At 73.4% G+C, this 25,749-nt stretch carries 25 protein-coding genes; 15 read left to right on the top strand and 10 right to left on the bottom strand.

Annotated elements, in window-relative coordinates:
- Nucleotides 1-27: 27 nt before the first annotated feature.
- Nucleotides 28-603, bottom strand: a complete 576-nt coding sequence (locus ACLJPY_RS47330) for a hypothetical protein (RefSeq protein WP_410597569.1) — start codon at nucleotides 601-603, stop codon at nucleotides 28-30.
- 122 nt (nucleotides 604-725) lie between these two features.
- On the opposite strand from ACLJPY_RS47330, the gene ACLJPY_RS47325 reads away from it, so the two are divergent.
- The 4 genes from ACLJPY_RS47325 to ACLJPY_RS47310 all read left to right on the top strand — a co-directional run bounded on the left by ACLJPY_RS47325 (nucleotide 726) and on the right by ACLJPY_RS47310 (nucleotide 7,108).
- Entirely contained in the window at nucleotides 726-3,503 is a 2,778-nt protein-coding gene (locus ACLJPY_RS47325; RefSeq protein ID WP_410597568.1) for a DEAD/DEAH box helicase, read from the top strand.
- Nucleotides 3,504-3,661: 158 nt separating this feature from the next.
- Nucleotides 3,662-4,429, top strand: coding sequence for a DUF4333 domain-containing protein (locus ACLJPY_RS47320; RefSeq protein WP_410597567.1), 768 nt, complete (start codon nucleotides 3,662-3,664; stop codon nucleotides 4,427-4,429).
- Between the two features lie 69 nt (nucleotides 4,430-4,498).
- Nucleotides 4,499-5,701 (top strand): GNAT family N-acetyltransferase, encoded by a 1,203-nt coding sequence (locus ACLJPY_RS47315; RefSeq protein ID WP_410597566.1) that lies wholly within the window; start codon nucleotides 4,499-4,501, stop codon nucleotides 5,699-5,701.
- Nucleotides 5,702-5,893: 192 nt separating this feature from the next.
- A complete protein-coding gene (locus ACLJPY_RS47310) occupies nucleotides 5,894-7,108 on the top strand; it encodes a GNAT family N-acetyltransferase (RefSeq protein WP_410597565.1) in 1,215 nt (404 codons plus the stop codon).
- Here the strand turns inward: ACLJPY_RS47310 and ACLJPY_RS47305 are convergent.
- Nucleotides 7,105-8,049: a 5'-3' exonuclease H3TH domain-containing protein gene (locus ACLJPY_RS47305; RefSeq protein WP_410597564.1), complete on the bottom strand. Its 945-nt coding sequence runs from the start codon at nucleotides 8,047-8,049 to the stop codon at nucleotides 7,105-7,107. The genes ACLJPY_RS47310 and ACLJPY_RS47305 overlap by 4 nt on opposite strands.
- A gap of 275 nt (nucleotides 8,050-8,324) precedes the next feature.
- On the opposite strand from ACLJPY_RS47305, the gene ACLJPY_RS47300 reads away from it, so the two are divergent.
- From ACLJPY_RS47300 to ACLJPY_RS47285, 4 genes are read left to right on the top strand one after another with little or no spacing between them, the layout of a single operon-like run.
- Nucleotides 8,325-9,467 carry a M24 family metallopeptidase gene (locus tag ACLJPY_RS47300; protein WP_410597563.1) on the top strand — a complete coding sequence of 381 codons (1,143 nt, stop codon included), beginning with the start codon at nucleotides 8,325-8,327 and terminating at the stop codon, nucleotides 9,465-9,467.
- Complete coding sequence (locus ACLJPY_RS47295) at nucleotides 9,464-9,919, top strand: Lrp/AsnC family transcriptional regulator (RefSeq protein ID WP_043786019.1); 456 nt, start codon at nucleotides 9,464-9,466, stop codon at nucleotides 9,917-9,919. Before ACLJPY_RS47300 ends, ACLJPY_RS47295 begins: the two co-directional genes overlap by 4 nt.
- A 46-nt stretch (nucleotides 9,920-9,965) precedes the next feature.
- Complete coding sequence (locus ACLJPY_RS47290) at nucleotides 9,966-10,190, top strand: hypothetical protein (RefSeq protein WP_410597562.1); 225 nt, start codon at nucleotides 9,966-9,968, stop codon at nucleotides 10,188-10,190.
- Nucleotides 10,177-10,476, top strand: coding sequence for a hypothetical protein (locus ACLJPY_RS47285; RefSeq protein WP_003092405.1), 300 nt, complete (start codon nucleotides 10,177-10,179; stop codon nucleotides 10,474-10,476). The genes ACLJPY_RS47290 and ACLJPY_RS47285 overlap by 14 nt, the downstream gene beginning before the upstream one ends.
- Here ACLJPY_RS47285 and ACLJPY_RS47280 read toward each other — a convergent pair.
- Entirely contained in the window at nucleotides 10,367-11,596 is a 1,230-nt protein-coding gene (locus ACLJPY_RS47280) for an MFS transporter (protein ID WP_410597561.1), read from the bottom strand. The genes ACLJPY_RS47285 and ACLJPY_RS47280 overlap by 110 nt on opposite strands.
- A 48-nt stretch (nucleotides 11,597-11,644) precedes the next feature.
- On the opposite strand from ACLJPY_RS47280, the gene ACLJPY_RS47275 reads away from it, so the two are divergent.
- A complete protein-coding gene (locus ACLJPY_RS47275; RefSeq protein WP_410597560.1) occupies nucleotides 11,645-12,112 on the top strand; it encodes a winged helix-turn-helix transcriptional regulator in 468 nt (155 codons plus the stop codon).
- A gap of 164 nt (nucleotides 12,113-12,276) precedes the next feature.
- On the opposite strand, the gene ACLJPY_RS47270 is transcribed toward ACLJPY_RS47275, so the two are convergent.
- Together ACLJPY_RS47270 and ACLJPY_RS47265 are read right to left on the bottom strand one after the other, a co-directional pair.
- Nucleotides 12,277-13,356, bottom strand: a complete 1,080-nt coding sequence (locus tag ACLJPY_RS47270; RefSeq protein ID WP_410597559.1) for a GDSL-type esterase/lipase family protein — start codon at nucleotides 13,354-13,356, stop codon at nucleotides 12,277-12,279.
- A gap of 43 nt (nucleotides 13,357-13,399) precedes the next feature.
- Nucleotides 13,400-14,032, bottom strand: coding sequence for a TetR/AcrR family transcriptional regulator (locus ACLJPY_RS47265; RefSeq protein ID WP_410597558.1), 633 nt, complete (start codon nucleotides 14,030-14,032; stop codon nucleotides 13,400-13,402).
- 63 nt (nucleotides 14,033-14,095) lie between these two features.
- On the opposite strand from ACLJPY_RS47265, the gene ACLJPY_RS47260 reads away from it, so the two are divergent.
- On the top strand, nucleotides 14,096-14,725 hold the full coding sequence (locus tag ACLJPY_RS47260; protein WP_410597557.1) for an FMN-dependent NADH-azoreductase: 630 nt from the start codon (nucleotides 14,096-14,098) through the stop codon (nucleotides 14,723-14,725).
- Nucleotides 14,726-14,827: 102 nt separating this feature from the next.
- Here the strand turns inward: ACLJPY_RS47260 and ACLJPY_RS47255 are convergent, their stop codons facing one another.
- On the bottom strand, nucleotides 14,828-15,730 hold the full coding sequence (locus ACLJPY_RS47255) for a LysR family transcriptional regulator (RefSeq protein ID WP_410597556.1): 903 nt from the start codon (nucleotides 15,728-15,730) through the stop codon (nucleotides 14,828-14,830).
- Nucleotides 15,731-15,828: 98 nt separating this feature from the next.
- Between ACLJPY_RS47255 and ACLJPY_RS47250 the strand changes: the two genes are divergently transcribed.
- Nucleotides 15,829-16,668, top strand: a complete 840-nt coding sequence (locus tag ACLJPY_RS47250; RefSeq protein WP_410597555.1) for an oxidoreductase — start codon at nucleotides 15,829-15,831, stop codon at nucleotides 16,666-16,668.
- 3 nt (nucleotides 16,669-16,671) lie between these two features.
- Here ACLJPY_RS47250 and ACLJPY_RS47245 read toward each other — a convergent pair whose 3' ends face one another.
- Nucleotides 16,672-17,025 (bottom strand): VOC family protein, encoded by a 354-nt coding sequence (locus ACLJPY_RS47245; RefSeq protein ID WP_410597554.1) that lies wholly within the window; start codon nucleotides 17,023-17,025, stop codon nucleotides 16,672-16,674.
- A 162-nt stretch (nucleotides 17,026-17,187) separates the two neighbouring features.
- Here ACLJPY_RS47245 and ACLJPY_RS47240 point away from each other — a divergent pair, with 162 nt between their 5' ends.
- A complete protein-coding gene (locus ACLJPY_RS47240; RefSeq protein ID WP_410597553.1) occupies nucleotides 17,188-18,381 on the top strand; it encodes an FAD-dependent monooxygenase in 1,194 nt (397 codons plus the stop codon).
- Here ACLJPY_RS47240 and ACLJPY_RS47235 read toward each other — a convergent pair.
- The 3 genes from ACLJPY_RS47235 to ACLJPY_RS47225 are packed head-to-tail and all read right to left on the bottom strand — an operon-like array spanning nucleotide 18,362 to nucleotide 22,294.
- Nucleotides 18,362-19,030, bottom strand: a complete 669-nt coding sequence (locus ACLJPY_RS47235) for an ABC transporter ATP-binding protein (RefSeq protein ID WP_410597552.1) — start codon at nucleotides 19,028-19,030, stop codon at nucleotides 18,362-18,364. The two genes, ACLJPY_RS47240 and ACLJPY_RS47235, sit on opposite strands and share 20 nt — an antisense overlap.
- The gene (locus ACLJPY_RS47230) at nucleotides 19,027-19,719 is read right to left on the bottom strand and encodes an ABC transporter ATP-binding protein (protein ID WP_410597551.1); all 693 of its coding nucleotides are present in this window, start codon (nucleotides 19,717-19,719) and stop codon (nucleotides 19,027-19,029) included. The genes ACLJPY_RS47235 and ACLJPY_RS47230 overlap by 4 nt, the downstream gene beginning before the upstream one ends.
- Nucleotides 19,712-22,294, bottom strand: a complete 2,583-nt coding sequence (locus tag ACLJPY_RS47225) for an FtsX-like permease family protein (RefSeq protein ID WP_410597550.1) — start codon at nucleotides 22,292-22,294, stop codon at nucleotides 19,712-19,714. Before ACLJPY_RS47225 ends, ACLJPY_RS47230 begins: the two co-directional genes overlap by 8 nt.
- Before the next feature lie 285 nt (nucleotides 22,295-22,579).
- Here ACLJPY_RS47225 and ACLJPY_RS47220 point away from each other — a divergent pair, with 285 nt between their 5' ends.
- From ACLJPY_RS47220 to ACLJPY_RS47210, 3 genes are all read left to right on the top strand, one after another.
- On the top strand, nucleotides 22,580-24,295 hold the full coding sequence (locus tag ACLJPY_RS47220) for a glycosyl hydrolase family 18 protein (protein WP_410597549.1): 1,716 nt from the start codon (nucleotides 22,580-22,582) through the stop codon (nucleotides 24,293-24,295).
- 112 nt (nucleotides 24,296-24,407) lie between these two features.
- The gene (locus tag ACLJPY_RS47215; protein WP_410597548.1) at nucleotides 24,408-24,941 is read left to right on the top strand and encodes a carboxymuconolactone decarboxylase family protein; all 534 of its coding nucleotides are present in this window, start codon (nucleotides 24,408-24,410) and stop codon (nucleotides 24,939-24,941) included.
- 54 nt (nucleotides 24,942-24,995) lie between these two features.
- Nucleotides 24,996-25,739: a hypothetical protein gene (locus tag ACLJPY_RS47210; RefSeq protein WP_410597547.1), complete on the top strand. Its 744-nt coding sequence runs from the start codon at nucleotides 24,996-24,998 to the stop codon at nucleotides 25,737-25,739.
- The last annotated feature ends 10 nt before the right edge of the window (nucleotides 25,740-25,749 follow it).

Here is a 25,749-nt window from a genome sequence, read left to right as displayed (position 1 = left end):
CTTTCACGTGAAAGTGCCCCTGGGGGGCTAACGGTCGTAGCCGCCCGCCCGGGCCACCAGCTGGCGGAAGTGGGCCGGGGTCAGCAGGCGGCCCGCGTCGGCGAAGTACACGCCGCCGCAGCGGTGGCAGAACCAGCCCTGCTCCCACACCTGCTGCGCCGCCGGGACCCCGCGTTGCTGCCTCCGGTGGGCCCGCACGCGGCGCGCGTACAGCCAGACCAGCACGCCCGCCGCGGCGTACACGCACGCCGACGGCAGCGAGAACAGGGCGATGCCCAGCGCCTTCGCCGCCGCGCCACCCGGCGGCGGGGCGTCGGACGCCCAGAACGGCAGCAGGAGGAAGCAGCTCCCGACCAGGGCCAGCAGGATTGCCACCACCAGTACGCCGCCGCCGCGGCGCCGGGGCGGGAACGGATCCAGCGCCCGGGCGACCGCCGTCACCGACACGCCGCTGACCTGGCTGTTCGTCACCACAACGCCGTCACCCGCGGGCACCGCGACCGCCGGGCCCCGGCCGCGGAAGTACGAGTGGCCGCCGTGGTAGGCCGCGGGTACGTGCTGCACCCGGTCCAGCAGGCCGCAGCTCGGGCACGGTTCGGTCATGCCCGCTCCGACGCCGCCGGCCGCGAACCGGTTCCGCGCTCCCGCCAGATGTATAACGACTTGTACGGCGGGTCGACGCACGCAACGTGCGAACAGCCGGAGGTGTGTGAAACCCTGACGACGTGGCCAGTAGCCCTTCTCCGTCCCCGGCCGAGGCCTATGCGGCCTCCGCGCGCCGCGGGAAGTACCCCCAGCTGACGCGCTTCGCCGCGCAGGTGTCCTTCGAGTTCGACCAGTTCCAGATCCGCGGGTGCGAAGCCCTGGAAGACGGCCACGGCGTGCTGGTCTGCGCGCCGACCGGGGCGGGCAAGACCATCGTCGGCGAGTTCGCCGTGCACCTCGCCCTCGCCGAGGGCCGCAAGTGCTTCTACACGACGCCGATCAAGGCGCTGTCGAACCAGAAGTACGCGGATCTCGTGGCCCGCTACGGCACCGACGCCGTCGGCCTGCTGACCGGGGACACCTCGATCAACGGCAACGCGCAGGTGGTCGTGATGACCACCGAGGTGCTGCGCAACATGCTCTACGCCGGCTCCTCCACGATCACCGACCTCGGCTACGTCGTGATGGACGAGGTCCACTACCTGGCCGACCGGTTCCGCGGCGCGGTGTGGGAAGAGGTGATCCTGCACCTGCCCGAACACGTCCGCGTGGTGGGGCTGTCGGCGACGGTCAGCAACGCCGAGGAGTTCGGCGAGTGGCTGGTGGAGGTGCGGGGCGACACGACGGTCGTGGTCGACGAGCACCGGCCGGTGCCGCTGTGGCAGCACATGCTGGTGGGCAACCGCCTGCTGGACCTGTTCGCCGGCGACGACGTGCACGCGCCGGGCGCGGAGCTGCGGATCAACCCGACCCTGCTGCGGCGGACCGAGGAGATCGGCCGGCAGTACGCGCCGGCGGGGTTCCGGGGGCCGCGGGGCCGGCGGGGCGCGCCGCCGCGGATGCCGCGGTTCCGGCCGCCGTCGCGGGTCGACGTCGTCGAGCAGCTGGACCGGGCCGGGTTGCTGCCGGCCATCGTGTTCATCTTCTCCCGCGCGGGCTGCGACGCGGCGGTGGCGCAGTGCGTCCGGTCGGGGCTGCGGCTGAACGGGCCGGGCGAGGTCGAGGAGATCCGGCGGGTCATCGAGCAGCGCACGGCCGACCTGCCCGAGGGCGACCTCGGTGTGCTGGGGTACTGGGAGTGGCGCGAGGCGCTGGAACGCGGGATCGCCGGGCACCACGCCGGTTTGCTGCCGGCGTTCAAGGAGACCGTCGAGGAGCTGTTCGTCCGCGGGCTGGTGAAGGTCGTGTTCGCGACCGAGACCCTCGCGCTCGGCATCAACATGCCGGCGCGCACGGTCGTGCTCGAGCGGCTGGTGAAGTACAACGGCGAGGCGCACGTCGACCTGACGCCGGGGGAGTACACGCAGCTCACCGGCCGGGCGGGGCGGCGCGGCATCGACGTGGAGGGGCACGCCGTCGTGGCGTGGCAGCCGGGCGTCGACCCCAAGCAGGTCGCCGGTCTGGCGTCGACGCGGACCTATCCGCTGCGGTCGTCGTTCCGGCCCGGGTACAACATGGCGGTCAACCTCGTGGCGCAGGTCGGCGCGGCCGAGGCGCGGGAGCTGCTGGAGCAGTCGTTCGCGCAGTTCCAGGCCGACCGGTCGGTGGTCGGGACCGCGCGCCGGATCGAGCGGAACAAGGAAGCCCTGAAGGGCTACACGGCCGCGGTGACCGGTGACTTCGACGAGATGCTGGAGTACGTCGAGCTGCGCGCGAAGATTTCGGCGCGGGAAAAGGCGTTGTCGCGGCAGAACACGGCCGTGCGGCGGGCCGGGACCGCGGAGTCGCTGGAAAAGCTGCGCAAGGGTGACGTCATCGCCGTGCCGGCCGGGCGGCGGGCGGGGCTGGCCGTGGTGGTCGATCCGGGGCTCGACCCGATCCGGGAGCCGCGTCCGGTGGTGGTGACCGAGGACCGGTGGTCGGGACCGCTGTCGGTGGCCGACTTCCCGGCGCCGGTCGAGGCACTGGGCCGGATCAAGCTGCCGAAGCACATCGAGCTGCGGTCGCCGCGGACGCGCCGGGACATCGCCTCGGCGTTGCGGAACGCGGGGATTTCGCTGCCGGGACGGCAGAAGCGGCGGTCGGGGGCGAACGAGGACGGGGAGCTGGCCGCGCTGCGGCGGGCGCTGCGGGCGCACCCCGGCCACGGGCTGGCCGAGCGCGAAGCGAACCTGCGCTGGATCGAACGTTACCAGCGGCTGGCCGCCGAAACGCAGCAGCTGGAGCGGAAGGTCGCGGCGACGACGCACTCGCTGGCGCGGGCGTTCGACCGGATCCTGGCGCTGCTGGGCGAGCGCGGCTATTTGGGGCCGGAATCGGCCGGGGACGGCGAAGACCGCGTCACCGAGCACGGGCGGCGGCTGACGCGGCTCTACAGCGAGTCGGACCTGCTGGCCGCGGAGTGCATCCGCCACGGCGTGTGGCGCAAGCTCAACCCGGCCGAGCTGGCCGCGGTCGTGTCGACGCTGGTGTTCGAGGCCCGCCGCGACACCGCCGGCGAGCCCCGGCTGCCGGGCGGGGCGGTGCCGGAGGCGTGGCAGGAGACGGCGCGGTTGTGGGTCGAGCTGACCGAGGACGAGCGGCGGCACCGGCTGGACCGGACGCGGGAACCCGACGCCGGGTTCGCGTGGCCGGTCTACCGCTGGGCGCGGGGTGAATCCCTGGAGAAGGTGCTGACGGCGGCCGAGGCGAACGGCCAGGAACTGTCCGCGGGCGACTTCGTGCGCTGGTCGCGTCAGGTGATCGACCTGCTCGACCAGATCCGGGACGTGCTGGGCAAGGCCGATCCGGTCGGGGCGGCGGCGGCCGAGGCGGTGAAGGCGCTCCGGCGCGGGGTCGTGGCCGCGGGCGCCGCGTGAACTCGGTGTTAGCCCAGCTCGGCGGTGGGGTGGCGGTGAGCGTGGGCACGTGTGCTCGGCTCCGACCTGTGGTTGGATCGCCTGCGACACCGTGTGTGCGCGGCTTGCCGGTGTTTCGGGGTGGACAGCGAGATGAGTGAAGCAGGCGGAGGCAGACGATGAGCACGCCGTATGGCGGCAACGACCCACAGCAGCCCCACTACGGGCAGCAGCCGGGCGGCGCGTACCCGCCGAGCGGCTCGCAGGAGCAGCCGCAGTGGGGGCAGCCGCAACAGCCTTCCTACGACCCGAACCAGCAACAGCAATGGGGCCAGCCGCAGCAGCCCCAGCAACAACCGCCGCAGTGGGGGCAGCAGCCGGGCGGGTACGCCCCGCCGCAGCCGCAGTGGGGTCAGCAGCCGCCGCCCTACGGCCAGCAGCCCGGCGGCGGGTACCCGCCGAGCGGGGCCCAGGCCCAGCCGCAGTACGGGCAGCAGCCGGGCGGGGCGTACCCGCAGAGCGGGCCGCAAGCGCAGCCGCAGTACGGGCAGCAGCCGGGCGGGCAGTACGACTACGGCCAGCAGCAGCAGTTCCCCGGCGCCCCGGAGGGCGAGAAGCCGGCGAAGTCGAAGAAGGGCCTGCTGATCGGCGCCGTCGCGGCGATCGTGGTGGTCGCCGTCGTGCTCGTCCTCGGGTTCGTCACGCCCGGGTTCTTCAAGACGCAGGTCTTCAACAACACCCAGATGCAGACCGACGTGCAGAAGCTGCTGACCGAGACGTACAAGATCGACGGTGTCACCGGCGTCACCTGCCCCGCCGAGCAGAAGGTGGAGGACGGGGCGAAGTTCGAGTGCACCGCCACGATCGCCGGCAAGCCGCAGCAGGTGCCGATCACGGTCAAGGGTGACGGCGGCAACTACGAGGTTTCCCCGCCGGTCGCCAAGTAGCGTGCCGAAGCCCGGCCGCCGGGGATTTCCGGTGGCCGGGCTTCGTCGTTTCCGGAGATGATCCGCCGCATGAGTGACTTCGAGATCCGGACGCTGGGCACCGAGGAGCACCGGGCGGCGAGCAACCTGTTCCGGGAGAGCGTGCACTACCCGCCTTCCGACGACGCCGAATGGGTGTACGCGGCGCGGTACTACTCGCCCGGGGGCGCGATCGGGGCGTTCGACCCGGAGCTGATCGGGACCGCGCGGTCGTTCGATGCGCAGCTGTCGGTGCCGGGCGGGGCGCGGCTGCCGATGGCCGGGGTGACGTCCGTGGGCGTCCGGGCCGACCGCACCCGCCGCGGGGTGCTGCGGGCGATGATGACGACGCAGCTGGAGGACTTCGCCGGGCGCGGGATCGTGTTCGCGAACCTGCTCGCGTCCGAGGCCGGGATCTACGGCCGGTTCGGCTACGGCCTGGCGACGCGGTGCCGCACCTACAGCCTCGACGGGCACCGCGCGCGGTTGCGCCCGGACGCCCCGGTCGGCGGGGAGCTGGAACTGCTGGACCTCGACCGGGCGCTGGAAGTGTGTCCCGGTGTGTACGACGGCGTGGCGTACCGGCCGGGGATGATGACCCGGCCGGAGGTGCTGTGGCGGCTCTACGAAACGCAGCTGCGCCGGTACACCTCGCCGGTGAAGGCGGTCGTGCACCACGGCCCGGGCGGGCCGGACGGGTTCGCCGTCTACCGCGTCGACGCCCCGCTCGCCCCGCCGTGGACCAAGACGATGGAGCTCTGGGACCTGTTCGCCGGCTCGGCGAGCGCGTACGCGGGGCTGTGGCGGTTCCTGCTGGGGGTCGACCTCGTGGACCGGATCGTCGCCGACTCGCGGCCGCTGGACGACCCGATCGAGCTGCTGCTGGCCGACCACCGGACCGGCAACGTCGACCGGATCGGCGACGAGCACTGGATCCGGCTCGTCGACGTCCCGGCGGCGCTGGCGGGCCGGACCTACGGCCACGCGGACCCGGTGGTCGTCGAGGTGACGGACCCGCTGCTGCCGCACAACAGCGGCAAGTACCGGATCACCCCGGACGGCGCCGCCCGCACGGACCGGCCGGCGGCCCTGCGGCTGGACGTCACGACGCTGGCGATGGCGTACCTCGGCACGTGGCGCCCGTCGGCGCTGGCGGCGGCGGGCCGGATCGAGGTCCGCGACCCGGCGGCGCCGGCGGCTGCGGACGGGTTGTTCGCCACGAGTGTGGCGGCTTGGAGCGGCAGCCACTTCTGAGCCGGGGTGGTGCGCGGAGCGGCGGACCGGCCGGCGGCGTCCCTGGGTGGGTGGCGGCCCGGGTCCAAGCCCGCGATCCTGCCGCGGGCCGGGTTGTTCGGTACCGGTGTGGCGGCTTGGAGCGGCAGCCACTTCCGAGCGTGCCGGAAAACCGGGTGCCGGACCTCGCGGCGGGCGGCAGGATCCGGAGGCATGACCGACTTCGACGTTCGCCCGATCACCGAGGAAGAGCGGCGCAGCACGTTCGACCTGCTCCGCCGTGCGCTGCACTCCCCGCGCGTCACCGACGAGCTGTGGGATCGGATCGGGGAGTCCTGGCCCGCCGCGGGCAAGTTCGGTGCGTTCGACGACCGCGGGATGCCGATCGGGATCGTGAGTTCCTTCGACACCGAGATCGCCGTGCCCGGCGGGACCCTGCCCGCCGCCGCGGTCGAGGGGGTCGGTGTCCGGGCCGATCGGACCCGGCGCGGGGTGCTCAGCGCGATGATGGCCGCGCAGCTGGCGGACTTCGCCGCGCGCGGGCTGCCGCTGGCCGTCCTGCACGCGAGCGAACCGACCATCTACGGCCGGTTCGGCTACGGCTCGGCCGCGCTCGGCAAGACACTGCGCGTGGAGCGGCCGGCGGCGCGGCTGCACGAGCGGGTGGCGGCGGGCGGCGACGTCCGGCTGCTGACGCCCGAGGAAGCGGTGCGGGAGATCCCGGCGCTGTACCGGCGGATCGGGCTGCACCGGCCGGGCATGATCGGGCGGCCGGAGCTGTGGTGGCCGATCGCGCACAACCGGCACGTCGACCCGGACGAACGCCTGGTGGCCGTCCACAGTGGACCCGACGGGGACGACGGGTTCGCCGTGTACGCCGCGGTCAGCCGCCGGTCCGTGGACGCACCCGACCACGGCGCGGTGCTCGACGTCCACGAGCTGCACGCCGCCGGTCCGGTCGCGCGGGCCGCGCTCTGGCGGTACCTGCTGTCGGTGGACCTGGTTTCCGAGGTCCGCGCCCGGCACCGCCCGGTCGACGAGCCCCTCGCCCTGCTGCTGACCGATCACCGGCACGCGGCCACCCTCTCCGTCGAGGACGACCTGTGGCTGCGGCCGGTCGACGTCGCCGCCGCGCTCGCCGCCCGCGGCTACCGCGCGGCGGACCCGGTGGTGCTCGCGGTGACCGACCGGCTGCTGCCGGCCAACACCGGGCACTACGAGATCGGCCCGGACGGCGCCGGCCGCACCTCGGCGCCCGCGGACCTGGTGCTCGACGTCGACACGCTCGGCATGCTCTACCTCGGGCAGTGGAGCGCGACGGCGCTGGCGGAGGCGGGCCGGATCGACGTCCGCGACCCGGCGGCGACCGGGCGGGCCGACGAGCTGTTCACCACCGTCGCCGCACCGTGGTGCGGCACGCACTTCTAGGCGCCGGGCAGGGCCTTGAGCAGCCGTTCGACCGAGTTCCCGAGGTTCCACTGCTCGGCCAGTTCGGCGACCCGCTCCGGGTCGGCCGGCGTCGCGGGCACGGTGTCCGGGCGCGACTGCTCGACCGGCGCGCCGACCGCCACGCGGACGACGGTCGGGGCGACGGCGAGGTAGTCCGCGGCGTCCTTCAGCCGCAGCCGGGTCTTGAGCGGGACCGCCGAGTCCCCGGCCGTGGCCGCGGCGATCAGGGCGTCGAGCGACCCGAACTGCGTGATCAGCTTGGCGGCGGTCTTCTCGCCGATGCCCGCGACGCCGGGCAGGCCGTCGGAGGGGTCGCCGCGCAGGGCGGCCATGTCCGCGTACGCCGGCCCGGCGGTTTCGCGCGGCAGGCTGTAGCGCTCGGCGATCTCGGCCGGACCGAGCACCTCGGCCTTGGCCCAGCCCTTGCCGACGTAGATGACCGAAGCGGGCGACGGCTCGTTGCGCACGAGCTGGAAGAGGTCCCGGTCGCCGGTGATGACCTCGACGGGATCGGTCTTCTCGCGGGTGGCGAGGGCGCCGATGACGTCGTCGGCCTCGTAGCCGGCGGCTTCGGCGGTGGCGAAGCCGAACGCTTCGAGCAGGTCGAGGATGATCGGGACCTGCGGGGTGAGCGTGTCGGGGACCTCTTCGACGTCCGGGCCGCTGCCGGTCTCCTCGGCCACCCGGTGCGCTTTGTAGCTGGGCAGCAGATCGGTGCGGAACTTCGGCCGCCAGTCGGCGTCGAGGCAGCAGACCAGCCGGGCGGGCCGCCGGTCGGTGAGGATCCGCGCGATGGTGTCGGCGAACCCGCGCACGGCGTTGACCTGCGTCCCGTCCGCGGCGCGCATCGAGTCGGGCAGGGCGAAGAACGAGCGGAAGTACAGGCTCGCGGAGTCGAGCAGGGCAAGTGGTCCGGTCACCCGCACAGCCTGCCACGCCGGGGACGGCGAAAGCGCCGAGCCACGCGACTCGGCACGAGCGAAGGTGCGGGGCGGCGGCGGTTTTCGGTCCGCACTGGAGGACCGCGGCGGAAATTGTTCACCTCTTTCCGCGACCCGGCCTGGGGTAGCCGGGGCACCCGGCCCGGCCATCACCTCCTTCCGCGACCCAGCCCGGGGGAGCCGCGTCACCCGGCCCGGCATGTCGTGGCCCCGGGCGCGTTCGCCTGCGCCGCCGTCCCACTAGGCTCGGCCTCATGTCGCGCCGATCCCTTCACACGCCCGCTCCCGATGCCGCCGCCCTGCGGGCGCGGCTGGACCGTGCCCGCGCTGCCGCGGGCGCCGCGGGCACCGATGCCCTGCTGATCGCGCCCGGCTCCGATCTGCGGTACCTGCTCGGGCAGGCCGGTGGCTCCTTCGAGCGGCTCACCACCCTCGTCGTCCCGGCCGAGGGCACTCCCGCGCTGGTCGTGCCGAAGCTGGAGGCGCCCGGGTACGCCGACGTGCCCACCGGTGAACTCGGCGTCGAGCTGCTCACCTGGGTCGACGGCGACGACCCCTACGAACTCGTCGCCGACCGGCTCGGCAAGCCCGGGCGGGTCGCCGTCAGCGACTTCACCCCCGCCCTGCACGTCCTCGCGCTGCGGGCCGCGCTCGGGGACGCCGAGCAGACCCTCGCCGGGCCCGTCGTGCGGGAGCTGCGGATGCGCAAGGACGCCGCCGAAATCGCGTCGCTGCGCGAGGCCGGTGCGGCGATCGACCGCGTGCACGCGCGGGTCCACGAATGGCTGCGGCCGGGCCGCACGGAAGCCGAGGTCGGTGCCGACATCGCCGCGGCCATCGTGGAAGAAGGCCACGTGCAGGCCGATTTCGTGATCGTCGGGTCGGGGCCGAACGGCGCCAGCCCGCACCACGACGTCTCCGACCGCGTCATCGAGCGGGGTGACGTCGTGGTCGTCGACATCGGCGGTCCGTTGCCGGCCGGCTACAACTCCGACTCCACCCGCACCTACGCCGTCGGCGAGCCGCGGGACGCGGACGTGGCCGAGACCTACGCGGTGCTGCAGCGGGCGCAGGCCGCCGCGGTGGCCGCCGTCAAGCCGGGCGTCACCGCCGAGGCCGTCGACGCCGCCGCGCGGCAGGTCATCGCCGAGGCCGGGTTCGGCGAGTACTTCATCCACCGCACCGGGCACGGCATCGGCCTCGACGTGCACGAGGAGCCGTACATCATCGCCGGCAACGCGCTGCCGCTGGAGCCGGGCATGGCCTTCAGCGTCGAGCCGGGCATCTACCAGCCGGGCCGGTGGGGCGCCCGGATCGAGGACATCGTGATCGTCACCGAAGACGGCGTCGAGTCCGTCAACAACCAGCCGCACGAGCTCGTCGTGCTGGACGCATGACCACCGGCGGCCTGGAGCCGCTGGACCAGTCGATCGTCCAGGAGCTCGCGGCCGACGGGCGGCGCAGCTTCACCGACCTCGCCGAACGCGTCGGGCTATCGGTGTCGGCGGTGCACCAGCGGGTGCGCCGCCTCGAGCAGCGCGGGGTCATCCTCGGCTACACCGCGCGGCTCGACGGCGAGCAGATCGGCCTGCCGCTGACCGCGCTGATCTCGCTGACGCCGAACGACCCGGCGGCGCCGGACGACTACCCGCAGCGGATCCAGCACATCAAGGAGATCGAGTCGTGCTACTCGGTGGCCGGCGACGAGTCCTACATCCTGCTGGTGCGCGTCCAGTCGCCGCTGGCGCTGGAGGACCTCTTGCGGCGGATCCGAGAGGCGGCGAAGGTGTCGACTCGCACCACGGTGGTGCTGTCTACGCCGTTCGAGGGACGTTCGCCCACGTTCTGACACCGGCGCCCCGTCCGGCGGCCGGGGCGCTGGTACGGTAAAAGGTATGGCAACACGTAAGGTCACTCTTTCGCTGGACAGCGGCGCGCTGGAATTCGCCGAGCGAGCCGCGAAAGCCCACGGAATCTCGGTCTCGTCCTGGCTGTCGAAGGCGGCCCGGCGCGAGGCGGTGCGCACCGGTTACACCCCGCAGAAGCCGGAGCCGGTTGTCGCGGAGTCGGACGAGGCCGAGCGCAGCGCGGCGGAAAAGGATCTGCGTGCGCAGGGGTGAAGTCTGGACGTACCACCCCCCGACCGAACCGGCCCGGCAGCGCACGGTCGTGCTGCTGTCCTCGGACGGGGTGAACGAGTCCGAGCGCCCCTGGCTGCTCGGCACCGAACTGCTCGACCGCGACCCGATGGACATCCTCGGCGTGGCGATCGACGCCCGCTACTGGGTGTCGACGCTCAACCTGACCCGCCTGTACCGCCCGTGGTTCGACGAGCGGATCGCGGAGATCGACCAGGACGTCCAGGAGCGGATCGACATCGCCCTGCGGGCCGCGCTCGATCTGTGAGGGCGACGGCCGAGGCGCCGAGGGCGAACACCGCGCCGAGCACGCTGGAGCCCGCCCAGCCGGCGGTGGCGTACGCGGCCGTCGTCGCTGCGGCGCCGAGGGCCGAGCCCAGCGAGTAGAACAGCATGTAGCCGCCGATGACGCTGCTGGTCCGGTCCGGGTGGGCCGTGGTCAGCAGGTGCTGGTTGCTCACGTGCACGGCCTGCACGGCGAAGTCGAGCACGACCACACCGGCGACGGTGAGCGCGAGCGACCACGACGCCTGCCCGATCGCCGGCCACGAGACGGCGAGCAGAGCGAGGGCGCCGCCGGTGACCGGGCGCGCGAACCCCGCGTCGGCCCAGCGTCCGGCCCGGGCCGCGCCGAGCGCACCGATCAGCCCGGCCAGCCCGAAGAGGCCGATCTGCGCCGCGCTCAGCCGCCACGGCGCCGCCGCGAGCGGCAGCGCCAGCCCGCTCCACAGCGTGCCGAACGAGGCGAAGAGGAAGAACGCGATCAGCCCCCGCGTGACGAACAGCCGCTCGCGGAACAGCCCGCCCAGCGACGTCAACGCGGCCCGGTACGACGAACGGCCGGGGCGCGGATCGGGCGGCAGAAGCTTGCGAACCAAGCCGGCGAGCGTCACCAGGAGCACGGCGAGCACGACGTACACGCTGCGCCAGCCCCATGCCGTGGCCAGCGCTCCGGCGGCGACGCGGGCGCCGAGGATGCCGAGGACGACCCCGGAGGTCACCGCGCCGAGGGTGCGGCCGCGTTCGGCGGGCGTGGCGGTCGCCGCGGCGTAGGCGACGGTCGTCTGGACGACGACCGCGAACAGGCCGGCGAGGGCCAGCCCGGCCAGCAGCACCCAGAGCCGGGTCGCGGCGGCGGCGACGAGTGCGCCCGCCGCCGTCAGGACGAGGTGCCCGGCGATGAGCGTGCGCCGGTCGCGCAGGTCGCCCAGGGGGACGAGCAGCGCCAGCCCGGCCAGGTAACCGAGCTGGCCGGCCGCGACGATCCAGCCCAGATCCGGCGCCGGGACGTCCAGGTCCGCGCCGATCCCGGCGAGCGCGGGCTGAGCGGCGTAGATGCTCGCGACCGCGGTCCCGCAGATCGCCGCGAGCAGGGTGTTCCGGCCCATCCAGCCCCCATCGGTAGCGAATTGCAACTGATTCGACCGTACGGCAGAATGGTTTCGAAGAGCAACTCTTCCGGAGGTGTGGTGACCGAGAGCTGGACCGACCCGAGCTGTCCCGTGGCGCGGACGCTCGACCTCGTCGGCGACCGCTGGAGCCTGCTGGTGGTGCGGGACGCCATGGACGGCGCACGCTCGTTCACCGACTTCCGGCAGCGCACCGGGATCGCCCGCAACATCCTCACCGACCGGCTGCGACGCCTGGTCGAGCGCGGCGTCCTCGACCGGCGGACCGCCGCATCGGGCCGTCGGCAGGTCTACGTCCTGACCCCGGCCGGGCGGGACCTGTTCACCGTCATCGTCGCCCTGCGCCAGTGGGGCGAACGGCACGCGTTCACCGCCGGGGAACCGCACTCGGTGCTGCTGGACGAACACGGCGTCCCGCTGCCCCCGTTGACACCGCTCGACTCGGCCGGCACCCCCGCGGACGCGGACACGACCCGCGTGCGCAAGGTCGGCTGACGTACCCGGAGGGTCGGCCTGCGTACCCAGGCGGTCGGTTCGCGTACCCCGAGGGTCGGCTCACCAGCCGACCCTCCAGGTACGCAAGCCGCCGCTCCGGGTACGCAGGCCGACTGTTCGGGTACGCAGGGCGACCTTCCGGGTACGCGGGCCGACCCGTGGGGTCAGCGGGCTATGACCTCGGGGACCGCGTGGAGCTTGCCGTCTGCGCCGGCGAGGCAGGTTGCGTTGCCGTCCTTGGCCGCGATGAACTCCGTGAGGCAGTCGGCGATCGCTGTGTGGCCGGCCGCGTTGGGGTGGAACGACTCCTGGAGGGCGTGGCCGGCGCGTTCGGCTTGGCCGAGGTCGGCGAGCTGGAGCGTCAGGCGGGTGAACCACTCCGTCGCCGGGTTCGCGCCGCCGCTGCACGCCTCGTGCTTGACGCCCGCCTTGGCCAGGTCCAGGAACCGCGCGCCGCTCTGCTGCGCGGCCGCCTTGAGGCCGGTGGACAGCACGCCGATGCCGGTCTGGGCGATCCAGCGCAGGTCCTCGGTGCGGAACGGGCAGCCGTTGAGGCTGCGCAGGTCCTCCGGCAGGTCCGGGCCGATCGGCGCCGCGTAGGACTGGAGGATCAGCTGGTAGTCCGCCGGGACGTAACCGGCGGACGCCAGTACCGCCTTCACGTCCGAGACCGCCTTCGCCACCTTCGGTACCATGGCGTCCACTTTGGACTGCCAGGTCCGCTTCAGGACGTCGCTGCACGCCGGGCCGCCGGGGTTGAACCAGGCCTTGAAGCAGTCGTTGACCTGGTTGGAGAACTTCGGTTCGTCGTTCGCGCCGACGGCGATCACCACCGCCGCCACGCGGTGGTCCTTCACCAGCGCGGCCAGCTGCTGCGCCTGCGAACCTTCGGTCCACTGCTTGACGTCGCCGAGCGCGACCTGCTCGGCGGGCGCGCCGGAGCAGCCGAGGTTGACGTGCGCGGTGACGCCGGGAACGGCGATCTTCTCCACGAACGCGTTGGGGGAGCGGTGGCACCAGTTGCCGCCCTGGCCGTTGGTGGCGGCGGTGTACTGGCCGGCGCCTTCGCCCGACACGGTGCTGTCGCCCATCGCGACCACGGTGAGCGGGCCGGTGCCCGGCGGACCCTGGCGCGGCTGCGGCCGCCCGGGTTGGCTTTCCGAGCCGAAGAAGACGAAAAAACCGGCCAGCAGGGCCACGCACGCGAGGACGAGGGCTCCCCAGTACCACCGAAGACGACGCATCGCCGCCGATTCTACGGACCGGCCCGGCGGCGGACACGGTGCGTCACCGAAGCCAGGTCCGCACCAGCCGGACGAGCGACTCCGCCAGTGCCACCGACTCGAGCTCCCGCTCCCGCCGCCAGTGCCGGACCTGCTCGGCCGCCAGGGCCGCGAGCAGGACGTCCGCGGCGATTCCGGCATCCGCCGCGCCGCCGGCCTCGAGCAGGTGGCGGCAGTGCTGCCGCCACAGGGTGTGCGCACCGGTCCGGAACCGTGCCCCGGTCGAGGCGGTCTCCGACAGCAGGACGAGGTCCAGCTGCCGGTCGAGGAAGCCCAGGTAGGCCTCGACGAACGCGCCGAGCCGGTCCGCGGGTTCCGCGCCGGGGCCCAGCGGCGGCGGCCCGGTGAGGATCCGCTCCTGCAGCTCCCGTTCCCGCTGGTCGAGCAGGGCCATGGCGAGGCCGCCCTTGTCGCCGAACCGGCGGTAGAGCGTGCCCTTGCCGACGCCGGCGGCGCCCGCGACGTCGTCCATGGTCACCGCGTCGACCCCGCGGTCGGCGAAGAGCTTCTCGGCGGCCTCCAGGACGCGGATGCGGTTGCGGGCGGCGTCCGCCCGCTCCCGGACGGGCGCGCCGAGGACCGGCAGCTCGGCGGGCGTTGACGAAGCGGACTGCGGTCCGCTACGGTTCGAGGACATAAGCGGACTCTAGTCCGATTCTTCGCCCGGCGGAAGCCGGCGCGCCTTCCGAGGAGCTTCGAGATGCCCGATCTGCTGCACGTTTCCGCGTCCCCGCGCGGGGAAGACGCCCAGTCGCTGCGCTTGGCCGGTGCCTTCCTGGACACCTACCGCCGCCTCCACCCGGACGCCGTCATCGACGACTGGGACCTCTGGGACGGCACCCTGCCCGCGTTCGGCCCGGCCGCCGCCCGCGCCAAGATGACCGTCTTCGGCGGTGGCACCCCGCAGGGCGAGGAGGCCGACGCCTGGGCGGCGGCGCAGGCCGCGTTCGCCCGCTTCGACGCCGCCGACCGGATCCTGTTCAGCGTCCCGATGTGGAACTCCGGCGTGCCGTACGTGCTCAAGCAGTTCATCGACGTCGTGTCCCAGCCCGGCTGGGTCTTCGGCGTCGACCCGGTCACCGGCTACCGGCACCTGCTCGAAGGCCGCGGCAAGCGCGCCGCGGTCATCTACACCAGCGCCGTCTGGGCCCCCGGGCTCGGTCCCGAATTCGGGGCGGACTTCCAGGCGCCGTTCTTCACCGGCTGGCTGAACTGGACCGGCATCGAGGACGTCACCGAGATCCGCTTCCACCCGACCCTCACCGGCGACGCCGAGGAAGCCGGCCGCATCGCCCACGAAGCCGCCCGCGACACCGCGAAAACCTTCTGAGAAGGGGAAACGCCGGCCAGGTGCCCCGGTGGTCGGCGCCGGACGAGGTCGCGGCGCTCGCCGCCGGCCGCTCGGCGCCGCCCGCCCCGACCGCGGCAAGGGTCAGCCCGCCTGGGTCAGGTCCGTGGCCGCCGCCAGTCCGGCCGCGACGTCGGCGATCGCCCGCACCGCCGGGTTGTCCTCGCCCGGCACCCACACCAGTTCCGTGCGGGCGACGTCGCCCGCCAGCGGCACGAACACCACGCCGGTGCGGCGGAGGCTGTGCGAGGACCGGGCCAGCCGGGTGACCCCGACGCCGGCCGCGACCAGGCCGAGCAGGCCCTGCACGGTGGCGGCCCGCTGCACCACCCGCGGGGTGAACCCGGCCGCGGCGAAGTCCTCGTCGTAGCCGCGGTGCCACGGCTCCCAGCTGCTGCGCGGGGTCAGCACCCACGGCTCGTCCTTCAGGTCGGCCAGTTCCAGCGAGGAACGGTCGGCCAGCGGATGACCGGCGGGCAGCACCGCGCACACTTCTTCGGTCAGCAACGTCCGGGACACCAGGTCGCCGACCAGCGGCGGCCGGGTGAACGCCAGGTCGAACCGGCCCTCGCGCAGGCCCTCGACGAGTTCGGCGATCGACGCCTCGGCCGTCGTCACCGCCAGTCCGGGCAGCTGCTCGCGCACCGCGCGGACCACCGGCGGCAGCAGGTAGTTCGCCGTCGTGGCGAGGAAGACGAGCCGGACGTCGCCGATCTCGCCGCGCACCGCCCGGCCGAGTGTCGCGACGGCTTCCTCGGCGCGGGCCAGCACCGCGCGCGCCTCGGGCAGGAACAGCCGACCCACGGCGGTCAGCCGCGTGCCGCGCGCGCCGCGGTCGAACAACCGCGCGCCGAGACCGCGTTCCAGCACGGTGATCTGCTGCGACAGCGACTGCTGGGCGATGTGCAGCCCGGCGGCGGCGCGGGTGAAGCTGCTCGCGTCGGCGACGGCGACGAAGTAGCGCAGTTGCCGCAGCTCGGGGGTCACAGGCGCCGACTGTAGCCGCGGCAGGACATCGGTGTTGGCGACCCCGCCGTGATCGTCTCCAGGATGGGAAGGAGGAAAAGCACCGGGAGGAAACGAGCATGACGAACACCGACGGCCGCGTCTGGCTGATCACCGGCTGCTCCGCCGGCTTCGGCCGGGAGATCGCGCTGGCCGCGCTGGCCGCGGGCGACCGCGTGCTGGCCACCGCCCGCCGGCCGGAAACCCTCGGCGCACTGGTGGAGCGCGGCGGCGACCGGGTACGGACCGCGGCACTGGACGTCACCGACGCCGGGCAGGCCGACGCCGCGGTGAAGGCGGCACTCGAAGCGTTCGGCCGGATCGACGTCGTGGTGAACAACGCCGGCAGCGGCTCGGTCGGCGCGGTCGAAGAACTCACCATGGACGAACTGCGCACCCTGATGGAGGTCATGTTCTTCGGCGCCGTCGCGGTCACCAAAGCCGTGCTGCCGCACCTGCGCGCGCAGGGCAGCGGCACGGTCGTGCAGATCAGTTCGATGGGCGGGCAGCTGTCCCCGCCCGGCTTCGGCGCCTACTGCGCGGCGAAGTTCGCGTTGGAAGGGATTTCCGAAGCGCTGGCCGCGGAGGTGGCGCCGTTCGGGGTGAAGGTGCTGATCGTCGAACCCGGCGCCTTCCGCACCGAGTTCGGCGGCGGCCGCATGCACCGCTCTCGCACGATCGACGCCTACGCGGTGTCGACCGGCGGAACGCGCGAAGCGGTCGAGAACATGGACGGCACCCAGCCCGGCGACCCGGCCAAGGCGGCCGCGGCGATCGTGGCCGCGGTGGGCAGCGACGACGCCCCGCTGCGCCTCGCGCTGGGCGCGGACGCCGTCGAAGCGATCCGCGCCCACCACGAGGCCGTCGCGGCGGACCTGGCCGCCTGGGAGGAGGTCAGCCGGGCCACCGCGCTGGACTGAGGCTCAGGCCTGCGGGTCCTGCAGCACGCCGAGGACGTTGCCGTCGGCGTCGGTGAAGGTCGCCACCAGTCGCCCGTTGCCGACGTCCTTCGGCTCGTCCTTGACCTTCGCCCCCGCCGCCGTCACCTCGGCGAGCTTCGCCTCGATGTCGCCGACGTGCCAGTAGGTCACCGGCCCGGTCATGCCCTGCTGCGCGCCGTTCGGCACCAGCCCGATGTGCTGGCCCTCGACGTCGTAGCCGACGTAGTAGGGCGCGTCGGCCTGCGGCTCGGTGCCCAGCAGGGCGGTGTAGACGGCCTTGGCGGCGGCCAGGTCGGTGACGGGGTGCAGGACGGTCTTGATCCCCTGGGTGCTCATCTTCGGTGCTCCTGAAGTCGTGGTCTTTGGTACGTCGCTTGCGGTACGACACCGACGCTATTCCCGGGTCGCTGACCTGCGCTTCTCGATTCCTGATCGGTTGGCGCGGCCGCCGCCGCTACACTCCCGACCGGCATCGGAACGGACGTTGGGGGGACCGCGATGAGCGGGAACAAGGTGTTGGTGGCCGGGGCGAGCATCGCGGGGCCCGCGCTGGCCCACTGGCTGCAGCGCCGGGGCGCCGAAGTCACCGTGGTCGAGCGCGCTCCCGGACTGCGGCCCGGCGGCCAGGCGGTCGACGCGCGCGGGATCGCCAAGGAAGTCATCAAGCGGATGGGGCTGGACGCGGCGGTGCGCGCGGCCCGCACCGACACGGCCGGGGCGTACACCGTGGACGCCGACGGGACCGTGCTGGAGACCTTCAGCGCGGAGGACGACGGCGGTGACGGCTACATCGCCGACATCGAGATCCTGCGCGGAGACCTGTCGCAGGTGCTCTACGACGACACCCGTGACGACGTCGAGTACCGCTTCGGCGACCGGATCGCCGAGGTGGCCCAGGACGCCGACGGGGTCGACGTCACCTTCGCGGGTGGCGACCGGCGGCGCTTCGACCTGGTGATCGGAGCCGACGGGCTGCACTCGGCGCTGCGGGCGACGGTCTTCGGGCCGCGCGAGCGGTTCGTCCGCCACCTCGGGCTCGTGCTGGCCTTCTACAGCGTGCCCAACGAGTTCGGGATCGACCGGTGGATGCTCGACCACCAGCACGAGGGCCGCTCGGCCGGCCTGCGGCCGCTGAAGGACGCCACCCGGGCGATGGCCATGCTGTCCTTCCCGGCCGACGGCTTCGACGTCGACCACCGCGACATCGAGGCGCAGAAGCGCCTCCTGCGCGAGCGGATGGCCGGCCTGGGCTGGCTGACCCCGCGCATCCTCGAGCACCTGGACGACACGCCGGACTTCTACCTCGACCAGGTCGCCCAGGTGGTCATGGACCGCTGGTCGGCCGGGCGGGTGGGGCTGATCGGCGACGCGGCGTTCTGCTCGTCGCCGATGTCCGGCGGCGGCACCGGGCTGGCCCTGGTCGGCGCCTACCTGCTCGCCGGGGAACTGGCCACCGCCGGGTGGGAGCCCGAGGCCGCGTTCGCCCGGTTCGAGGCCCGGATGCGCCCGTTCGTCGAGGCGAACCAGGAAATCGGGCGGCTGCACGTGCAGAGCCTCACCGGCGCCGCGGCGGCCGAGCCGGACATGGAGGCGCTCATGCCGCTGGTCGAGCGCGCGATCAACGGCGTCGAACTGCCCGACTACGCCGGTGTGCCGGATTCGCGGGCGTCGGTCAGTCCAGCAGTGCGGTGAGCACGCCGTCGAGGAGGCGGACGCGGCGGTCCGCAATGCGGTGGACCTCGTCGTCGTGGGTGGCCACGATCACCGCGGCGCCTTCTTCGGCGCAGCGGCGCAGCAGCCGCAGCACCCGGGGCGTCGACCCGGCGTCCAGGTGCGCGGTCGGCTCGTCGGTGAGCAGCACCCGCGGCCGTCCCGCGACCGCGCGGGCCAGCGCCACCCGCTGCTGCTGGCCGAAGGACACCTCCAGCGGGTAGCGGTCGCCGAGGTCGCCGATGCCCAGCTCGTCCAGCAGCTCGGTGACCCGCGCGGCGACCGCCTCCGGCGCGGGGCGCGGGACGTCCGAACGCAGCCGCAGCGGCAGCGCGACGTTTTCGGCGATCGTCAGCTCGTTGGCCAGCCCGAGTGCCTGCGGCAGCACCGCGCAGGTGTGCCACGACGGCGCGCCGCTGATCGGGACGCCGTCGAGCAGCACGCAGCCGGAGTCGGGGGAGTCGAACCCGCACAGCAGCGCCAGCAGGGCGCTCTTGCCCGAGCCCGACCGGCCCGACACCGTCACCAGCTCGCCGGCGCCGACCCGCAGCTCCAGCCCGCGCAGCACTTCGATGTCCCCGCTGGGGTGGGCGAAACTGCGGCGCAGGCCGACCGCTTCCACGACTGTCATGCCCGGGGCTCCCGTTCTTCGACGCCCTCGAGCGCGCCCTTGTGCAGCCGGGCCACCCGCGCGCCGAGGTCGATGAGGCGTTCGTCGTGCGAGGCGACCAGGACCGCGAAGTCCTGGTCCACCAGGTACTGCAGGGTTTCCAGCACCAGGTCGGCCGACGCCTCGTCCAGCTGCGACGTCGGCTCGTCGGCGAGGATCACCGTCGAGCGCGCGGCCAGCACGCACCCGAACGCCAGCCGCTGCTGCTGCCCGCCCGACAACGCCGAGATCTTCCAGCTGCCGGTGCCGTGCAGGCCGAGCTGCCCGAGGATGTCCTCGGCCGTGCAGTCGGTCCCGGCCGCCTCGGCCGCGGCGTGCAGGTTCTCGGCCACGGTCAGGTAGGCCAGCAGGTTGTCGCCCGGGTTCTGGAACACCAGCCCGAGGTGGTGGCGCCGCAGGGCCCGCCGCTCGCGGTGCTTGAGCCTGCGGACGTCGGCGCCCTGGAACGTCAGCGTGCCCCGCGCGGGCTGTTCGAACAGGCCCAGCACCCGCAGCAGCGTCGACTTCCCCGACCCCGACGGCCCGGCGAGCACGGTCATGCCGCGCGCGGGCACGTCGAGGTCCACGTCGTCGACGCCGGTGACGACCCCGGCCGGGGTCGGGTAGTCGACGCCGATGCCCCGTAGCGAAAAGATGGGTTTCTCAGGCACGGATCAGCTCCGCGGTCCGGGCGGTGCGCACCGAGCGCACCGCGATCCAGCCGGCCAGCGCGACCACCGCCACGCCGATCACGACGACGGTCAGCACGAACGGCAGCGGGTCCGGCAGCTCCGAGCGCGGCGCGAGGAACGTCGCCGGGTCGAACCGCGGCACCGACAGGCCCGCCACCGAAACGCCGCACCCGACCCCGACGACGATCGCCAGCCCGCTCAGCGCCCCCAGCTCCATCAGGTGACTGGCCAGCAGCGTCCGCGGCCGCATGCCCATCCGCAGCACCAGCGCCCCGGCCAGCGCGTTCTGCCGCCGCCGGACTTCGACCGCCACCAGCAGCGCCAGGATCGCCACCACCCCGAGCACCGCGCCCAGCAGCGCGACGAACGAGAACGTCCACGACACCACGAAGAACGGCAGACCGTCCAAAGCGGACTCGCGGCTGATCCGGCTCGGGATGAACACCCCCGCCGCCCGCAGCGCGGTCGTCGCCTCCGCCAGCGGCGAGGTCGTCAGGACGCTCCACTTCGGAATGCCGTCCAGCTGCGCGTGGCTGAGCACCGTGCGCGAGACGACGTACCCGGGGGAGGTGCCGATCATCGGGAACACCGGCAGGTCACCGGCGACGACCGCGTCCGGCAGGTCGTCCGGCAGCTGGGCGTTCTGCTTGGCCGTGTGCCCGACCCGGATCACCGGCGTGCCGCGCGGGTCCGGCTGCGAAATCTTCTGCAGCAGCGCGGCCAGGTCGTCGCCGGGCACGCGGTCCACCGCGGCCCCGCGGGTGAACGTCGCCGGGTCGACCACGAGCACCACGCTGCCGGTCCCGGTCAGCTCGCCGACCACCGTGCTGGTCCCGGCCAGCGCGGCGGGCACCGCGACCGCGCCCATGCCGATCGGGCTGTCGGTGTCGAGGCGGGCGTTGCTGCCGACGAAGATCGCCGACTTCGTGTCCAGGGCGTCCTCTTGGCCGCGGGCGATGCCGATGCCGGTGGCCAGCGTGCCGATGGCGAGGGTGCCGATGACCAGCACCCCGGTCACCGGGGCGCGGGCGCCGGCCAGGCGCCGGATCGCCAGCTGCAGCGCCGGGCGCGACCAGAACCGGGCCCGGTGCGAGGCGTGCAGCGCCAGCCACGCCAGCCGCGCGGTCAGCAGGCCCACCGTCAGCACCACGAACACCGGGTAGGTCAAGGCGAGCGGATCGACCTGCGGCAGCGGGTTGCCCAGCCGGGACGTCGTGCCGTAGCGCGCCAGCCGCGTCCAGCCCAGCCACGCCATGCCCGCGGTCGCCAGCTCCCACGGGAAGTACGCCAGCCACCGCACCCTCCGGCCGCCGCGGCGCACCCGGCCCAGTTCGAACTCCCGGTGCACCCGCACCGCGACCACCAGCGCGAGCAGCACCAGCGACACGGCCAGCGTCCCGGCCGCGACCCCGGCGGCCGTCAGCACGGCCGCCGGGTCCGGGGTGCCGGGTGGCCCGTACACGCCGAGCAGCAGCCGCGCGGCGACCGCGCCGGCCACGCCGCCGAGCAGGATCGGCAGGCCCAGCTCCGCGACGGCGAGGCCGCCGAGCGCCGCGGGGCCGCTGCCGCGCGCGGACAGCAGCCGCAGCTGCGCGTGCCGCCGCTGGTACCACTGCAGCGCCACCGTGCCGAGCCCCGCGCAGCCGACCAGCACGCTGATCAGCGCGAGCGGCAGGATCGAGACGAACACGTTGTCCTGCGCCTGTCGCGAAATCTGCACCGAGCGCTCGAACGTCGGCACGTCGGCGGCGATCAGCGAGCCGAGGCCCTGGGCGGCCAGGTCGGCGCGGACGTCGGCGACGAGGTCCTGCGAGCGCTGCAGCAGGTCCTCCGCCGCGCTCAGCGTCGCCGGCGCCGGCTCGTAGAACGAGACGTGGAAGTACTGCATGGTCGGCAGGCCGATGGCCTTGATCGCGTCGTCGAAGGTCCTGCGGTCGGTGGCGAAGACGATGGCGTCGATCGGGTCGTCCACCAGCCGGTCGACCACCGCCCCGGACTGCTGGGAGCACCACCACCGCGGCGGCGGGTCGAGCAGGTCGCGGTAGATGCCGGTGACCGGCGGCAGCGGCACGCCCTTCAGGCTCGGCTTCGTGCCGAGGCCGATGTGCTCGGCGTCGGCCACCACGTTGCCCAGCCACAGCCCCGGCGCGCGGGTGCCCTGCTGCAGCGTCAGGTTGTCCAGGCCCACCTGGTCGCGGTAGCCGAGGCGGATCTTGTAGTGCGGGTCGCCGTTGAACTCGGTGCCCCGCAGCACGGTGGTGAACTGGCCGACGACGGGCGCGCCGAACCCGTGCGCGGCGGCGTGCCGCTGGATCGCGCCGGTCACCGCGGGGATGTCCCGCACCGGCATGTTGCCCTTGCCGAACACCGGGCCGTAGCTGTCCGGGCAGGTGATGCCCGTCTGGTACCGCACCGCCGCGCCGCCGGCCGCGGACGCCTGCAGCACCGCGGCCGTGCCGAGGAAGCAGGCCAGCAGGGACGTCACGGCCGCCACGATCAGCGTCAGCGGGCTGGAGAGGGCGGCCTTGGGCGCCGCTCGCCACGGCTTGGTCACTCTGCGTCGGCCAATCGTCCCCCGCATCACCCGCATGGCGCAGGACGCTACCGGTCGGTCGGCTGTGTTGGAACGTTTTTGTCGCGATCGTTGCTCACCCGGTGTGTTCGCGCCCGGTGGTGTCCGGCGAGCAACCGCTACCGCCATCCGGCCGGTTTAGTGGTCTGGACCTTGACGCCAGGATTGGTCTGGTCCAATCCTGGGGTGTCCCGCCGTGCACCGCCGCCGCACGGCTCCCCGCCGGTTCCTGGAGTGCAGATGCGACGACGCAGACTCTTCGCCCGAATGTCCGTTTCCCTGGCCCTGGCGGCGTTTTCGGCCGGTTCCCTGGTCGCCGCGGCCGGGACCGCCCAGGCCGCAACACCGCTGCCGGCGCACGTGTTCGCGCCGTACTTCGAAGCCTGGACCGGCGAAAGCCCCGCCGCGCTGGCCCAGCAGTCCGGCGCCAAGCACCTGACGATGGCGTTCATCCAGGCCGCGACCAAGGGCTCCTGCACGGTGTACTGGAACGGCGACACCGGCATGCCGATCGCCAACAGCACCTTCGGCGCCGACATCGCCACCATCCGCTCCCGCGGCGGCGACGTCATCCCGTCCTTCGGCGGCTACACCGCCGACAACACCGGCACCGAAATCGCCGACAGCTGCACCAATGTGGACTCCATCGCCGCGGCCTACGAGTCGGTGATCACCACCTACGACGTCCCCCGCCTCGACATGGACATCGAGGACAACTCCCTGACCAACTCCGCCGGGATCGACCGCCGCAACAAGGCCATCAAGAAGGTCCAGGACTGGGCCGCGGCCTCCGGCCGTTCCCTGCAGATCTCCTACACCCTGCCCACGACCACCCATGGCCTCGCCGACAGCGGGCTGGCCGTCCTGCGCAACGCCGTCTCCAACGGCACCCGCGTCGACGTCGTCAACCTGATGACCTTCGACTACTACGACAACGCCGCCCACGAGATGGCGTCCGACACCCAGACCGCCGCGACCGGCCTGGTCTCGCAGCTCGCCTCGCTCTACCCGGGCAAGACGCAGACGCAGCTGTGGGCGATGGTCGGCATCACCGAGATGATCGGGGTCGACGACTTCGGCCCGGCCGAGACGTTCACCACCGGCGACGCCGCCACCGTCTACAACTGGGCCGTCTCGAAGGGCATCAACACCCTGTCGTTCTGGGCGCTGCAACGCGACAACGGCAGCTGCGCCGGCGGCGCCGCGGCGGACAACTGCTCCGGCATCGCCCAGGACACCTGGTTCTTCAGCCACGCCTTCGAACCCTTCACCGGCGGCACCTCCGTGCCCGGCAACGACTTCTCCCTCGCCGCCAACCCGGCGTCGGCCGCGGTGGACCCGGGTGGCTCCGCGACGGCGACCGTGACCACCGCCGTCACGTCCGGTTCCGCCCAGCAGGTGGCGCTGTCGGTCACCGGCGCGCCCGCCGGCGTCACCGCGTCCGTCAGCCCCGGCACGGTGACCGCGGGCGGCAGCGCGACGCTGTCGGTGAGCACCACCGCGGCCGCCGTCCCCGGCAGCTACCCGCTCACCGTGACCGGCGCCGCCACCTCCGGCAGCCACAGCACCACCTTCACCCTCACCGTCAAGGGCACCCCGCCCGCGGGCGGCGTGGTCAACGGCGGCTTCGAGACCGGTGCGCTGAGCCCGTGGACCGCTCCCGGTGACGCGGTCGTCGCCTCCCCGGCGCACTCGGGCACGCACGCGCTGCAGGTCGTGCCCTCGGCGTCGGCGACCGGCGAAGCGGCGCAGAACGTGACGCTGGCCCCGAACCACGCCTACACGCTCACCGCCTGGGTGCAGGGCAGCTACGCCTACGTCGGCGTCCGGGGCGGTGCCACCGCCAGCGCGTGGACCTCCGCCAGCGGCTGGACGAAGCTGTCGGTGCCGTTCACGACCGGGGCGTCCGGCGCGGTGACGGTGTACGTCCACGGCTGGTACGGCCAAAGTGCCGTCTACGCGGACGATTTCGCCATCGGCTGAGGGTTTCCGCGGCTTTTCGGCGGCGGCCCGGTTGGGCAAGACGGAGGTTGGCCGGGCCGCCGCCGGCCGGAAGACTGCGGGGACGATCTTCCGCCCCCGCGAGGAGGAACCGATGCCGCACATCCCGCTCGACCCGCAGCTGCCCGGGATCCGGTCACTGATGGCGTTCCGGCCCGAGACGGCCGTCCCGCTGAACCACCTGGCGCAGACGCTGCTGCGCGGCCCGAGCAGCCTCACGGTCGGCGAGCGAGAGCTGATCGCGGCGGTGGTGTCGAACGGCAACGAGTGCCGCTTCTGCCACGGCAGCCACGCCGCGGCCGCGGCCGAAACCCTCGACGGCGGCCGCGCGGTCGTCGACGCGGCCTGCGCCGGAGTCGACGACGCACCGGTGGGGGAGAAGCTCAAGGCCCTGCTGCGGATCGCGCTGGCGACGCGGGAGACCGGCCGCGCCGTGACCCCCGAGCTCATCGCGGCCGCCCGCGCGGAAGGCGCGACCGACGTCGAGCTGCACGACACGGTGCTGATCGCCGCGGCGTTCTGCATGTACAACCGCTACGTCGACGGACTCGCCACGGTGGCCCCGGAGGACCCGGCCGCCTACGAACTGATGGGCAAGGTGCTGGCCGCGGAGGGCTACGGCCGGTAGCGCGGTTTTCGACGTCGGATAAGCTCCCGCCACAACATTGAGGGGGGAACTTCGATGTCGCGGTTCGTGAAGCCTGCGCTGTGGATGTTCGGAGCGCTCGCCGCGGGCGGGCTCGCGTTCTGGCTGTTGCTGGCGCTCGACATCCCGTACAAGAGCACCGCCGCACCGGAAACCACGCCGGTCACCACGTCGGCGACCACTTCGGCTCTGCCCGAGCCCGTGGAGCAGGCGGCGTGGGTCACCGGCGTCCGGCCGGGCCCGGACGACCACAGCGCGGTGCTGGAAGTCCAGGTGCCCAACTGCGCCGAAGCGCCGCACGCCCGGGTCACCGAGGCCGACAACCGCATCGATGCCGTGGTCTCGTACCGGGCCGAGCAAGACCTGAGGTGCCCGCAGACGCCGGTCGACGTCCCGATCAAGACGACTGCGCCGATCGGGAACCGGCCGGTGGTCGTCAACGGCAGTGAAGCCTGGCCGGTGGCTGCCGGCAGGCAGCAGTGCTACCTCGTCGTCGGCTGCAACCCGCCCGCCGACCACTGCGACCGGGCGTGGATCGCGCAGGTGGAGTCCCTCGCGGAGGCCGAGCACCCCGGCACCACCCGGGCGTGCGACCAGAGCTGGCTGATCCACGACCTGCAGCGGCACAGCGGCCAGGCGCCGAACCGGGTCGCCTACCGCTGGGCGAGCTACGGCTGGGCGAGCTTCGCCTCGGCGCAGGGCGGCGGCTGCGCGGAGATCCTGGCTGCGGAACCGAAGTTCCCGACCTCGCTGTGCGAGAAGCTCGCCCCGCCTGGGTGAGCGGCTGCCG

This window comes from Amycolatopsis sp. lyj-23 (assembly GCF_046549135.1).
Taxonomy (GTDB): Bacteria; Actinomycetota; Actinomycetes; order Mycobacteriales; family Pseudonocardiaceae; genus Amycolatopsis.
The sequence above is the reverse complement of the archived record's forward strand: the minus strand, read 5'-3'. Positions and strand labels throughout refer to the sequence as shown.